At 51.2% G+C, this 13,632-nt stretch carries 14 protein-coding genes; all 14 read left to right on the forward strand.

Annotation, left to right across the window (positions count from 1 at the left end; translation table 11 throughout):
* Positions 1-98: 98 nt before the first annotated feature.
* The 14 genes from JUB14_RS14560 to JUB14_RS14625 all read left to right on the forward strand — a co-directional run bounded on the left by JUB14_RS14560 (position 99) and on the right by JUB14_RS14625 (position 13,630).
* Positions 99-2,189 carry an SGNH/GDSL hydrolase family protein gene (locus tag JUB14_RS14560; protein ID WP_207507024.1) on the forward strand — a complete coding sequence of 697 codons (2,091 nt, stop codon included), beginning with the start codon at positions 99-101 and terminating at the stop codon, positions 2,187-2,189.
* Positions 2,190-2,251: 62 nt separating this feature from the next.
* Positions 2,252-3,214, forward strand: coding sequence for a hypothetical protein (locus JUB14_RS14565; RefSeq protein ID WP_207507025.1), 963 nt, complete (start codon positions 2,252-2,254; stop codon positions 3,212-3,214).
* Between the two features lie 26 nt (positions 3,215-3,240).
* Entirely contained in the window at positions 3,241-3,567 is a 327-nt protein-coding gene (locus JUB14_RS14570) for a hypothetical protein (protein ID WP_207507026.1), read from the forward strand.
* 5 nt (positions 3,568-3,572) lie between these two features.
* Entirely contained in the window at positions 3,573-4,529 is a 957-nt protein-coding gene (locus JUB14_RS14575; protein WP_207507027.1) for a hypothetical protein, read from the forward strand.
* Positions 4,530-4,593: 64 nt separating this feature from the next.
* Positions 4,594-6,483 (forward strand): hypothetical protein, encoded by a 1,890-nt coding sequence (locus JUB14_RS14580; protein WP_207507028.1) that lies wholly within the window; start codon positions 4,594-4,596, stop codon positions 6,481-6,483.
* Positions 6,483-7,322 carry a hypothetical protein gene (locus tag JUB14_RS14585; protein WP_207507029.1) on the forward strand — a complete coding sequence of 280 codons (840 nt, stop codon included), beginning with the start codon at positions 6,483-6,485 and terminating at the stop codon, positions 7,320-7,322. Before JUB14_RS14580 ends, JUB14_RS14585 begins: the two co-directional genes overlap by 1 nt.
* A gap of 12 nt (positions 7,323-7,334) precedes the next feature.
* Complete coding sequence (locus tag JUB14_RS14590) at positions 7,335-7,775, forward strand: hypothetical protein (RefSeq protein WP_207507030.1); 441 nt, start codon at positions 7,335-7,337, stop codon at positions 7,773-7,775.
* A gap of 91 nt (positions 7,776-7,866) precedes the next feature.
* Positions 7,867-8,730, forward strand: a complete 864-nt coding sequence (locus JUB14_RS14595) for a hypothetical protein (protein WP_207507031.1) — start codon at positions 7,867-7,869, stop codon at positions 8,728-8,730.
* A gap of 43 nt (positions 8,731-8,773) precedes the next feature.
* The gene (locus JUB14_RS14600; RefSeq protein ID WP_207507032.1) at positions 8,774-10,015 is read left to right on the forward strand and encodes a hypothetical protein; all 1,242 of its coding nucleotides are present in this window, start codon (positions 8,774-8,776) and stop codon (positions 10,013-10,015) included.
* A gap of 84 nt (positions 10,016-10,099) precedes the next feature.
* Positions 10,100-10,978 carry a hypothetical protein gene (locus tag JUB14_RS14605; protein ID WP_207507033.1) on the forward strand — a complete coding sequence of 293 codons (879 nt, stop codon included), beginning with the start codon at positions 10,100-10,102 and terminating at the stop codon, positions 10,976-10,978.
* Between the two features lies 1 nt (position 10,979).
* Positions 10,980-12,491: a hypothetical protein gene (locus JUB14_RS14610; protein ID WP_207507034.1), complete on the forward strand. Its 1,512-nt coding sequence runs from the start codon at positions 10,980-10,982 to the stop codon at positions 12,489-12,491.
* Positions 12,488-12,802, forward strand: coding sequence for a hypothetical protein (locus JUB14_RS14615; RefSeq protein ID WP_207507035.1), 315 nt, complete (start codon positions 12,488-12,490; stop codon positions 12,800-12,802). Before JUB14_RS14610 ends, JUB14_RS14615 begins: the two co-directional genes overlap by 4 nt.
* Positions 12,717-13,067 carry a hypothetical protein gene (locus JUB14_RS14620; RefSeq protein ID WP_207507036.1) on the forward strand — a complete coding sequence of 117 codons (351 nt, stop codon included), beginning with the start codon at positions 12,717-12,719 and terminating at the stop codon, positions 13,065-13,067. Before JUB14_RS14615 ends, JUB14_RS14620 begins: the two co-directional genes overlap by 86 nt.
* A complete protein-coding gene (locus JUB14_RS14625) occupies positions 13,064-13,630 on the forward strand; it encodes a phage holin family protein (protein ID WP_207507037.1) in 567 nt (188 codons plus the stop codon). The genes JUB14_RS14620 and JUB14_RS14625 overlap by 4 nt, the downstream gene beginning before the upstream one ends.
* Positions 13,631-13,632: the final 2 nt, after the last annotated feature.

Here is a 13,632-nt window from a genome sequence, read left to right on the forward strand (position 1 = left end):
TACGTATTTGCATATGCGAGACGGTAAAAATACCACCCTACGGTGTATACAAAAACGACTATTCCCACGATACGACGATATAACCATAGCCACTATTTATGTCCGCTCCGGAGATTAACGACACGACCATAAAGCAAAGCATTATTGCCAAGCTGCCTACCAATAACAGCAAGCGGATTTTAGCCTCCGGAGTTCGGGAGGTGCTGACTGAAGAGGTAGACTGGGTAAAGCAAAGTCTAGATGATACTATAGACTATGCCAAAAAGGTATTGGTTGAGGCCGCTCAGGTAGCTATCTCCACCCCCACCGAGACTCCGCAAAAAATAAATCTAAAGAATGAGGTAATAAAAATGTGTGGTGATAGTACGGTTGAGCAAGGGGGGAGTGCAAACATGATAGCATTAAGCACCGGGCTGCGTAAGCCTGGAATGCCTTTCGCTGATATCAAAGGTATTGTTAACCTGGGAGGAAGTGGTTTTACCCTGAACGGATTTCTAAATAATGCAGGCAACCCTGCATTTGTAGGCCCCAGCGAAGGCTCTTCTACCTGGGATTATAATCTAAAAAAGCCAGTCGGTGCCGTACCACTGGCCGATGCCCTGAAGGTAGAAGGCAATATATGGATGCTTTGTTATGGCATAAATGACTGCATCCTTAATGCTGCTGTCGGCAATCTGTCACAGGCAGAAATTTCAGATTACATTGCGGAACGTCTAATACAAGCAGTTACTCGTATTCGTGTGGCCAATCCTGAAGCTATTATTATTTTCAGAATACCCAATCCCATGACGGCCCGGCCCTGGACCGGAACTTATCCATCCAGCACTCAGTACCCAACATTCGGGCAAGACCTTGCGGCTGATCAGGCGCTGGTCGAAAAATGGAACCAGGGCCTTAGAAATGGGTACTTAATAGCCTATCGAGCTTTGTCCAGAACTATATTGTTTGATACCTGGGAGAAAGTTTTCGGTGTATCCGATACAACTAAGCTGGCAACTACCGAGCTGCCCTTATTGGGGGATATGGTACACCCAAATACAGATGGTCAGGTATCGATGTTGACAGAATTTGCCTTGCTGCTAAACCCTTATGCTAAGGGAGAAGTATCACGGAGATACAATGCAGAAAAAACTGCCAGTGCCAGAGGGGGAAATGCTGCGGATTACTATTCGGGATACTACAATGATAACCAATATTATGAGCAGGTATTAGATGCCAATCTAGTATCGAGCGGGGTAGGCCATATTGATCTGGGTGTATCACAGGCACAATGGAATCAGCTTGTGCCTAACGGTGTGAGAGCATATGTAGAAGTGATTGGGGTGGTAGCTTACAGCCTCCCAGCCAACTATACCGCCAATGTTCATTCGGCTTCGGTCACACGATTGCTTAATGTAATACCACCGGCAGTAATGCAGGGAACTACGGGGCGTTGCCGGATCTATGTGGATCGGGTAAATACAATCCGGACCAAACTACCATCCAGCCCCTATCTGATGGGGCGTATCACAGCGGCAAATCCTCGTAAGTATTTTAGAGGCACTGTCACGAATGGGAATAGCGGCTTCCTAGATATAACCTTCAATAATGATGGAGGGCGGGGCACAAGCCGCTACCTGAAGAACATGGGTATTGATAATTACCGTAAGCTGGTTCTGGAAATAGGTGGAAACATTCAAGCACCTCTTTCTCTTTCGGGTGCCACATTCTTTATGAATGGAACAGCGGCCAACCGTGTATTGCGTATAACTAAAACGGGAGAGTACGCTTCTTACATAGGAGCCGAAGTGTTATTGTATGTGGATGATAACACGCCCGATCCGGCAGGGTTTGAAGTGGAGCGTCCGGGGCGTGGTGTATGTGAAATGTTAACCGGGGCCAAAGGACGGGTAGTGCTACCTACTGCTTATTCAACAGGTATTGCCTCAATCACAGCAGCCCCTACGGTACAGGTTCCTTCGGCTATCACCTTAGAGGTGTACAGGTACGTATATCCTACCGGACGGGGAACGTCACTCGGTACAATTACCATTGCTGCTAATGCCGCAAGCGGTTCGCTGGCCTCTATTCCTAGTAATATAGGTGCTCAGTTTGTGGCAGAAGGCGAACTATTTGAATTTGTGGTAACATCCGGTACTTCTGGGTATCCAGATGAGCTATTGAGGCTGACGGTTAATCCTGTAATCTGATCAATGAGCCTGCCCACCATTGCGGTGTGTAATAATAGATTTTAATGAAAATTTTAAAAAATATGCTTGCCATTATAGAAAGCGGGTTCTACGACGAGAGTCAGGAGGTAGTCATCCGGGCTGATGTGGCCGATGGTACCCTGACCCTGCTCTACGATGATATAACCAAAGCGGAACTGGGTCAACAACCCATCCTTTCCGGTAAGGCTATCATCTCGCTAAGTACACCGTTGGAGGAAGGTCAGCGTCTGATTGCCTATCTGGGTGATTACGGTGAAAAGACCTATGGGGCGGTCAACGTCGTAGCCAGCCATGCGCAGCGGACCGGTTGGAAAGTACCTGACATGGTGGATGGTGTCCCTTATGCCGATTATCTCAGTGATGGAGGAGCACCCATTGCCAGTACCTACGAACCGGATGCCTGCTATAACCGAGCACAAGCCTATGAATCTGATATCGAAGCCGCCTTGCATCAGGAGTGCCTGTCCTTTGTGGTTGAGATTCAGAATACAGTCATTGCTACTGTCCCTACGGCTATCGTCGTGGTAAAAGAAGTACAGCATGCACCAGGTGGTGCCCTGTACAGCTTTGACGGGGCTACGGCTGGTAATACTAACTCCAAGAGCTATACCGCCAATGGTACCTTTAAGGTACTGGTGATGGATGCCGAAGATTCGGAGAATGCCAAGGAAGTAGAATTTGAAATTGCGCTGTTGTCCGCTCCGGCTCCGGTGAATTCCAGCATCAAGCTGCTGTGGTTTGATCCACAACCCACAGCCCCGGATGGTCCGGTAGTCGTGCTTTCTACCTACGCTACGCAGGAGGTTGAATTCTCGGTGGACGGAGTGTCACAGTTTTCCAATATTCCGGTAGGGGAGCATAATGGTTCGTGGGTGACGGGGCATCAGTATAAAACCAACTTCTGGGCGCGCATCCTGCTACTGCCCTCTACGGGTGATTTCACAGCCCGGGTTCGCATCAAGTCCAACACGGCCGATCAGAAGGCTTTCGATATCAAGCTTTGATTAGATATATTATTAATACCGATAAGATGAAAAAGAAATCAGAATGGCTTCTGCCCGCCGAGGAGATACAGGAGGAAATTAGCCGGGAGGAATCCAGTCCTGCCGAAGCAATCACTGCCGAAGCTGTCACTACCGAGGCCATTGAGCCCATTCGGTTTACGGGAGCCTTCAACGGTGATTCGCTGTCCTTTGCGGTAGAGCCTACTCCCCAGGCAGATTCGGAACTCGTCGTGGAGCTCAACGAAACCTTCTGGGCGAAGGCTGCCCTGCAGTCCCCCCTTACGGTCGTGCGTGGCTATAAGCTGCCCGCTACGTACCGCATCCGTACTTATGTTCAACCAATTAATTCTTAACAACCATGTCGAATATCAAAGACATTCTGGGGTGTACCGGTAGTGAAACCCGCATTCTGCGAAGCAACGTCAACAACAAAAATGCACGGAGCCGGTTTGTGGCACTGGTATTTACCGATCCGGATGCGGTAAAATTCGGGGACTCCTACACGTATTCGGGTGGAGGTAGTGCTGTCACGGTAGATGCCAAGAACGTAGCGAAGGTGCTGCGTGATATGGCCTTTAAGGGGGCCGCTCATTTCTTCGGCAATCCGACCATTTCAGGCCGTAAGGGTAAGCCTACTGAGGTAATGACGTCCAAGGCTCGTGGTACCCAGGTAGAAACCAAGCCGACCGGTGAGGTAAACGAAAAGGCAGAATTCGATTTTGAGCACTTCTTCCTGAATATTAAATTCTTCAACGACCTGCGGGAGAATTCAAGGGGACGGGATGTATTCATGTTCACTGATGCGACGGTGCAGATTCTCCGGGCCAATGAGCATCAGCCTATTTTTAAAGAGATCGGCCACGTGATCGAGGACGATATCCAGAAGTCCATTGAAGGTTCTTTCGCCGTGGTCTGGACGGGCCTACGCGGAGAACTGGAGCCATTCCAGGGCGTGAACCTGGCGGATCTGGATGCCTCTTCTTTAAAGTACACGTTCGCTGATGCCACTGGTCTTACCAACCTTACGCTGGTTGCAGGCTGTGAGGGAGAATGTAAGAAGTACAACCGTACCGCCGCTGGCGCCATTGGCATTACCCGCGCCATCAAGGAAGCTGCTGGTGGTTGTGGGGCGTACAGCCTGTACTACAACTGCAACGATGCCCTGCCCGCTACGATCACCGGAACCGTGGACGCGGCTACGGGAGCGGTTAGCATCACCGTTCTGCCAGCCGGTACCCACAAGTTTACCGTCGCCTACGAAAATGAGGTAGGTATCTGGGGGAGCCACTGCTTCACCGTAGTGGCTACCGCCTAAACCATATCCAGTTCAGGGAGCAGGCTTTACCCACCAGCCTGCTCCCGTTATTCCTCTATCTGACATGCTAAGTTTTAAGCTCCATATACAGCCCTTTTTGAGCCGTTCGAAGAATGTCACAAATTCGGATGATCTGATGTGCCCTTTTCAGACCAAGGCCATCGAGATCAAAGAGGAATTTGATAAGGTATTTGGAGAAACGTATCCGGACTACCTGGATAAGAACCGTCCGAACGAAAAGCCGCGGTTTAAGCAGTACCGCGCGGATATTTATAAGAATCCGTTTTTGACGCTTCTGGATGATATCGAAGATGCACTGGACTACATCCGGGAGGCGGATGACTACGCCATAATCTGGGCGGAGAATGAGGAGGCGGAACTGCTGAAAAGCTACATGGAGCCGAGAGGGGCCAGTACCTGGGAGGAGTTCTTCTTTGAGAATGTTAAGGATGCCTACATACAGGACCCTAACGCGGTCCTCGTCGTCCTGCCGGTCGTGCAGCCCAAATCTGAGGTGGAGCGCTATCAGCCGGTTAAGGAAATCATTCCCTCGGCCAACGTATTGCGATTTGAGCGGGACAAGTTTGCTGTACTGGAAAGTGAGCGCAAGAATCTGATACAGTCGGGCAACCACTCCATCCGGGATGGGCGTATCCTGTACTTCATGGATCACGAGAGCTTTACGGTCGCCGAGGAGGTAAGTGTGGATGGGCGTAGAGTCTGGAAGGTATGGGGCCTTCGTGAGGTACTAGTAGATAATCAACAGACCCAGCAGGTTTTCAGTCCGCTGCGTCACCAATGCGGCACCCTGCCCGCCCGTAAGGTAGGCAAGAAGCTTAAAAAGCGCGATGCCTACGGCAATGAGCTGTACAACACGCTGTTCCAGCGGGTGTATCCGCACATCAAAGATGCCCAGGCCCGCTACAACGATATTCAGGTGGAGATCATCCACCACATCCACGCCCAGGAATGGCGGGTAGCCTTGAATAAGTGCTCGAACAAAGAGTGTAAGGACGGTGATATTCCGCAGCGGGATGAGGAGGGACGGTTGCTACCTAATGTAAAGGTACAGTGCCCGGACTGTAAGGGTACCGGCCATGATCTGAACAATTCCGGATTGGACGTGCTGATCTTTTCCATGGCCAAGAAAATGGGCTACACGCCCGAGCAGGGAAGTGTGAGCCTGCCGCAGGTACCGGGCGGTTTCATTCCCCGTCCCATTGAATCCCTGCAGGAGCTGGTTAAGGAGTACGAACGGCTGGAAAAGAAGGTGTACGCCGGTATGAAGATGCTCTTTGCACTGCAGACACCCGAAGTACAGTCAGGCGTTGCCAAGTCTAAGGACCGGGAGGAAATGTACCGCATGCTGGTGAAGCACTCTTCCCACCTGTGCGGGCTACTGCAATGGCAATACGAGATGGGCGCCCGCTGGATGCTGCTCAAAGAAGCCGATAACGGTATTCCTTCGGTGGTAATGCCGATCCGGTTCGACCTGAGCAACGCCGAGGAAACCCGGTCGATGCTCAACGATGCCAAGAAGAATGGCTATGCGACAGAAACGGTTCTTTTGCTTGAAAAAAAGGTACTGGAGGATAATACGAGTAAAGACTCCGACTACTACAAGCGGTATCAGTTGCGTACGCAGCTTGATCCTTTCCTGAGCCTGACCAATGAGGCCAAGATGTATGCCTTTGCCTTTTTGCCACGTATCGCCAAGCTGGGAAGTCCCGAGTACAAGCTGTTGGTGAGGGAGTATATGTTCAGCATGTACTTCGACCGAAATGTCAATAAAGCCCTGGTGAAGAATGAGAACTTTCTGGACCTGCCCATTGATCAGGTGGCTAAAGTTCTCTGGGAATTGACCGACGAGCTTGCCAATAGCATCCCGGATACGTTGATGCCGGATATGGTACTGAACGCCCCGGTGGACATCAAGAATAACAAACAGCTCTGATGGATGAATTCGAGGACATAGAGGAGCTGGATGAGGAGCTGGAAGCGTTTCTGTCTGAATGGACCGAGCAGCTTGCCCGCTTGAATCAGTCCCTGCTGGAAAGGCTCTACGGCTATGTGGATCTGATGGACGTAGCGGCCCCGCTGATGAACAATCTCATGCTGCTGACCAGTATCCGGACGGAGATTCCGGTTATTCTGGCCGCTTCGGGCTACGCGACAATGGTGGATGGGCTGATGGGAAAGCTGGACCTGTCACTGGAAGTACTGGACCGCTATTTCGGACGGGTGTTCCCGGATTCGGTAGGAGAGTCCAGACGGATGATGGAGGAGATTCGGCTGGCCGCCCAGAGTGTACGCAGTACCCTGCTGGGATCAGGCATAGAGGCCACGTACGTAACGCCCATTGAGCAGGCCCTGCAGCAGCATATTCTGACGCGCAGTACAAAAGCGGAGTTCAGACGCTCCCTGAAAGAACTGCTGCTGAAGGAAGGACTCAGTACCCGGAACATTTCGACCTACGCCTCGGATGCGCTGTACCAGTTCAGCCGGAGCTATACCCTGAATGTGGGGGAGACGGTAGGTACCCAGTACTACTACTACATGGGTACCCGCATTAAGACCACAAGGAATTTTTGCTCCAGCCGGTTGGGCCGGGCCTGGAAGCAGGAGGAAGTAGAGAGCTGGGCGAATGAGAGGTGGCAGGGGAAGATTCCCGGCACAACCGCCCAGAGTATATTCTGGTACGTGGGGGGCTATAACTGCCGCCATCGCCTGCTGCCGATCACGAAGAGTATGTACGATTACCTGATAAAACAATACCTGTTACATCTTAACTAAATCTAAATTCCAATGGCACGAACAGACGAAAGCAAAGCCAATGAAGTGAAGCCGGCCGCAGTGGCGCCTTCTGATCCCGAAAAAAAAGAAGCGACGATTCAAAGCCTGGGGGAGGGTGCAGCGGCCAGTGCCGCCAATGCCTCAGAAAGCAATCCACCTGTGCAGGCTCCGGAAGTCCCCCAGGAGACTCCCCAGAAGTCAGCCAGGGAGCGCTATGAGGAGTTGCCGTACTCGGCTACGGTCGTGTATGAGTGTGATGGGCCGGATACCAAAACCGTGGATGGTGAGTCGGAGGTGGTTACCAAAAAGCTCACGCCGTCCTGTACAAAAGGGCACTGGGAAGGGCTGCCCCGCCATGACAAAGGCTCCCGCAAAGGTCAGCCCATGCACCTGACCAACGCCCGCCTGATCGGCTTTATCGACGGTGGTGAGCTGGTAAAGCTGGAAGAGTAGCGACCTTATTTACACCATTAATAATCCAAAAAGGCCCATTAGGGCAATTGTATAACTTATTCAAATACGGCTCTGAGAGGAGCAATCGACAATGAAAAAGATCGTAGCATCATTTAAACTGGCCGCTAAGGCAATCGGATTAAAGCTTTCCGAAGAGGAAACTGCAAAACTCGAAACCATCGAAAACGAGGAGGACATGATCCCGCTTTTTGATAAGCTGTCCAACCATATTCCGGCGTTCGCCAACGAGCATAAGGAGGCAGGTCGGGCCGAAATCTATAATGCAATGGATGCCAAATTGGGCGATAAGTTCGACGTGCTGAAGGGAATCATCGGGGAGGAAAAGTTCAATAAGATTAAATCCACGCAGGGCATTGCCAAGCTAGGTATACTGGCCGACGACCTGGCCGAAGCCTACGCTGAAGCCAAAAAAGCCAGGAAAGAAGGAAATCAGGAAGATGGCAAAGCCGCCAACGAGAAGATTATCGAATTGACCAAAAAGATCGGCGAACTGGAAACCAACAGCAAGCAGGCTATTGAGGCCAAGGAGAAGGAAATCACGGAGCGGTACGAGTCCAAGCTGATGAATGAGGCTCTTTTTACAAAGGTGGCTTCGGTGAAGGATATAGCCAGTGAGTATAACAAGGAGGAAATTATCAGAGGAGTGATGATCCCCAAGTTGATGAACCTGGCTAAGACCAAAAAGCTAAACCTGAAACGCTCGGAAGAAGGCGGCTTTGATCTGCTCGACGAGAACGGCACGCCACTGGTAGTCGATGGTAAACACTACGCCATTGACGATCTGCTCATGGAAGCCACGAAGGACTACGTACGTAAGTCCGATGGTGGCGGGGGCGGAGGTGGTAGTCACTTCGATCCAGGCAAAGGTGGCAGCGGAGGCGGTTCCAGGTCGGTCAGTGTGGCCGATGCCTGGCAGGCCGATGCGATGGGTTAATCGCAGGAAACAAGTTAGGTAAACTTTTAATTTTGGTAAGACAATGACAAACAATGTCAACCTGGGCACCGCCCGCGTAATGATGGCGGCCATCCGCCACACGTTCAACAACGACTACAAGTTCCAGACTTTGGGAGCCGTAGCCGCTGTTCAGGATCCGGCTTTCAACTCGATTCGCTCGGCGATCAACCCCATTCAGGCTGATCCCACCAGCCGCGCCTGGCGTAATATCGGAACCCGTCAGGTTCCTATCCTGCACGTAGATGTCAACTACCATCCCCAGGGAGTAGGAGGTACCGTGCTAACCGAGCGTACCCGGGTGGATGCCTCACCAGTGGAAGCCACAGCAGCCACTACTGTAACCGTGAAGTACGATTACCACGTGGAAAAGCACTTCAAGCAGGATGTTCGTAAGGAGCTACTGGAGCCACGTGCCCAGCAGTTCATTCAGGACTACCTCCGCGGTAAGATGACGCTGGATGCCAACCTGGCCTCGGCTATGGCCAATATTGGCGATAAGATGTACCGGGATATGGAGCCCTGGCTGTTCCGTCCGTACAACAAGTACGTGTTGCAGCAGCTCATTGCCCGCATCGGGAAGAACAAGGCTTATCCGGCGGTAGTACTGCCAACAGCGGGCGCTCCGCTGGTGGAGGTGAACGGTTACGAGGTGAAAGGAGCAGCTACTCTGCCTCTGATCAATCCGCGTGAAGCCCTGATGAATACCAAGACCATGAACAAGTTCGGAGGTAAGGGTATTCTCATCGGCGGCTCTATCTGGATGCAGTGGCACCGTTCAATGGGCTACATGACGGCCAACAACGACGGGGTGGACTTTGCGAAGGTGTACAATCAGCTGCCGTGGGTATTCTACTACGACGAGGACATTGACACCGAGTACGGACAGGATCAGGCCATCTACATCGATCCGGGTGCGGTGGCATTCGAGCAGGTATCAGCTCACGATCGTCGGTACACGTACCTGCAGGCAGAGGACTTTGAGGCAGACAATACCTCTTTGGGTCTGGCTTACTTCAACATTGCTCAGTACAATGAGCTCGAGCCGGGCTTGCAGAACATTCCTTCGTCGCTGCCTTTCGCGATGGATCTGCGCGTAGAGCGTAAAATGGATTCAAACGATCTGACCACCAAGATCTGGAAGCCATCCATCTCGGCGGGTAACTTCATCCGTCCGCTGGGCTACCACACTTCGGATACCGGAAACATCCTGAATGCGGTGTCGGGTGTCTTTGGCTTTAAGATGAAGACGTACACCCCTGCCTAATCGTCTCCATTAGGCTATTAGCTTCTATCTGTTGATCAATCAGGGGCCGGAACAACCCACCGGCCCCTACTTCCTTACTTAACCATGAAACTACTACTCAAATTTATCCTGTTCCAGGCCTTGCTACTATCCTGTGCCGTAGCATCCGCTCAAACGATTATTCCGCCGGGCAAGCTGGCGACCGAAGAGTACGTCCAGAAGTATGTCAAGGCGTATCTGGATTCGGTGCAGGGCAAGCGACCCGATAAGCCTACAACTGATAAGCCTGCTGACGATCCTGATAATGACTTTCGGATTATAAGCGTCGTTCAGAAAGGTAATGAACTGGAATTTGACCTCTACTCCCGCCATGCGGGCGTTCAGCCTTATACGGTCACGATCCGGAAGGGCAACGATGTATGGACTTATAGGGATCAGAGGCAGGAGCTATTCCAGCCGTATAGGCTCCAAAACCTGCCGACAACTGGCGCGGTGGAGATAACGATACAGAGTGTAGCAAGAGGCTGGAAGGTTACCCAGACGGTCACGATTAAGCCGTGGGAGACGGGTAGTACCGACCGTCCTACGGGGCCTGATGTTGTCAATCCACCTAATGGCCCGACCGGTAAAAAGAAAGTGCACATATTAAGTCAGGGCTATGACTATGTAATCAATTTGCAGTTTCGGGACTCTGCCGACGTATGGTTGATCACGGACCAGGGTACCTTGAAACCGAGTCCCGGTTATGAATATCGGTACTTTGTGGGTGGTCAGGAAATCAGGACGAAGCAACGACTTAAAAACTACGTGTGGGGAGGTGACCACCCGGGCAGGGTCGTACTGGTCATCGTGAAAGAAGGACTCGACACATTAGCCAGGTGGACCCTGAACCCGAATGAAAAGGGGTGGTTTGATCACAACGCGGGCCAATACTTTGGTCACGGTGAAACCGGTGGTTTTGTCAGTTGGGTAATCACCGGATAACATGAGAAAGTTCTTAGTCCTTTGGCTACTGTTGACACAGATTGTCACGGTAGCCCAAACGCCGGTCGATTTCTACAATCCGATTCCGGCTAACTACAACGCTGCCAAAAGTGCGATTCCTCAATTCGCGACCATACTACCGAAAATGACATTGCCCTCGGGCAAAGTATACGTCAAAACGGTAACGAACGCACGTTGGACACAAGACACCCTATTCCAGGCGGGGGTGACCCACTGGGACAAATTCACGGTGCAAGCCGAGGGAGGCGAAGCCAGGTTTCGCAATGACCCCAGGTACCGTGACCGTGAATACAATGCTGCCCCGAGGGTCCGGGAAATATTTAACCTGAACTACGAAGGTCCGGATCGGTGGGTGGACGGTGTGAATCTGGCGTGGTGGAAACATTGGCCGTGGTCTGAAAAAGAAATTATTGACGCGGCAAACCGTGTGGATATCCGGTGTCGGGTATTCATTGGGGAAACCATGGAGGGATCCGACTTCATTTGGGAGTCCGACCGGCTTTATAAAATATTTTATACTCGGCTCAAACAACGGTTCGAGGAACAGTACCAACGCGACGGAATTCCCTACATCCTGTGTCATAACTACTTTTCGCGGGGTGGTCCCCCCGGTTTAAATTATGCCAGTCGGGAAAAACTCGAAAAGTACTACGCTCTGCCTCCTGCCCAGTGGCCGGAACAGACGATGTATCAAACCAACCTGGCTGAAACGAATACCGTCGTCGAGGCGATCTACTCCAACGAACCCGGTGATACGCCGCGGAGTATTCTGGATAAGATAAAGGCTATGGAGTTGTATACCCGTATGGGTAAGAAAACCGGTATGTTCGTTTTCGGCTACCATGAGTGGCATCCCGGTTATACCAGTCGTTACGAATACCCTGACGGTACCTTTTTTCGAAAGGACAAACTCGTTCAGGATCCGGCGCTACTTTACACCTGGTCATTCCTCGCCATGGAGTATGGCGATGTGTATGTAGATTGGGGATTGCATGGACGCGTAAGGGAGGATATGAAAGGTATCACCTTCTACGAACCCATGCACAAAGGCGGTGACTGGTGGCTTCCAAAGGGCAGTAGTCAGTATACCCAGGACTTCCCGTATTACGACTTCAAGGTACGTGACGGTATTAAAGGAGGGGCCTCACTGAATCAGTACATTGGTGATTTTACGCATTTCGGTATATGGCTGTGGAATCGCACGTCGGGGCAGGTGGCCGGAGGACAGACCGCGTACTGTGAGTTCAGGGTGGACGGTGGAGCCTGGGTAAAGACCAGTGCCAACGGCAGTGACGTAATTGGGGCATGGTACGAGAAGCGGGGTATCCTTCGTGCACGGTGGAAGGACGACAAAATTATGTTCATGTATTTGAATCCGTTCGCTGACAACCAACGTCACAAGGTCGAGTTTAGGGACCCGCGGAATCCCTCAAAAGTATATGGGGGGACGGTATCAGGGTATGGTGTTCACGCAACTCTTATACAGCAATGACCGTAATCGCAACCAAACTCCGCCCCATCCCGGCTATCCTTTCCCTGGTCTTTGTGCTGCTGACCCTGTTCATTCTCGTCAGGCACTGCCGTAAGCCCAAGCCTGATCCAATCAAGCAGGCTGCCGATAGTGCCTTTATCTACGTCCAGAAAGCCAATGAGCACCGTGACTCAACCCAATTCTACTATGAAAAATACCTACGGGCTAAAGATCTGTATGATAGCCATGCTGTGGATAACGATGCTTATAAGCGGCACCGGGACAGCCTACGCTCAGCTCAAAGGGCAAGATTCGGCCTGGATACGCTATGAAAATTCCCTGCTGGATAGCCTGATACGGTACCAGCAACTGAAAGAGGCACACGTATACCTGCAGACTGCCTATAACAGTCAAAGTAAAGAGGTAGAGGAACTAAGAAACGCCATCCGGATGAAGGATACACAGATCCATCTCATGGAGGACCACCACAAGAAAGAAGTCGGTAAGCTGATGAAAAAAATTAATCGTCATAAATGGCTCGATCCCGTCAAGGTGATCGGCGCCACTATGCTAACCGCCATCGTCATCTCATCATGATCAGAAAAACAATTTCCAATATTCTCATCGGGTCCATTGTGAACCTGATGGACATTTTCAGCTATATGACTGATAAGACCGTGGCCATTGCGTGGGGTATCATTGGCATCCTGAGCAGCCTGTTTAAAACGTATCTGTTTGGGGATACATCGCTGCTACCCTGGCTGGGTATCTTCATTGTTATGGATGGACTAGCTGGTTTCAGAGCTGCCAAACACCTCCATAGAATCGACCCAACCACCGCCCCACCTACGGGTGAGTCTTTTCGGGATAAAATGGCGTCAAAGCTTATTTCCTATTTCATTGCGCTGGTGACCCTGAATGCTTTGATTTCGGTAGAGATCATGGGAATACGCCCCTTCTCTGTCCTGCAGGGCGTAAATATAGAAGGCTTGGGGATTGAGCTGAATCTGGAAAAGGCCATCTACTTCAGTACCGTACTGGCCTTTATCGCGCGGGAGATTAAAAGCATTCATCGCAATCTGGGCGTAGTAGGTTTCCCTTTTCTGGGAAAGCGAACCATGGACCGGATTGATCAGATAGAAAACAATCAGGGAGTCTAATT

The sequence above is a fragment of the Telluribacter humicola genome, from assembly GCF_017355935.1.
Taxonomy (GTDB): Bacteria; Bacteroidota; Bacteroidia; order Cytophagales; family Spirosomataceae; genus Telluribacter; species Telluribacter humicola.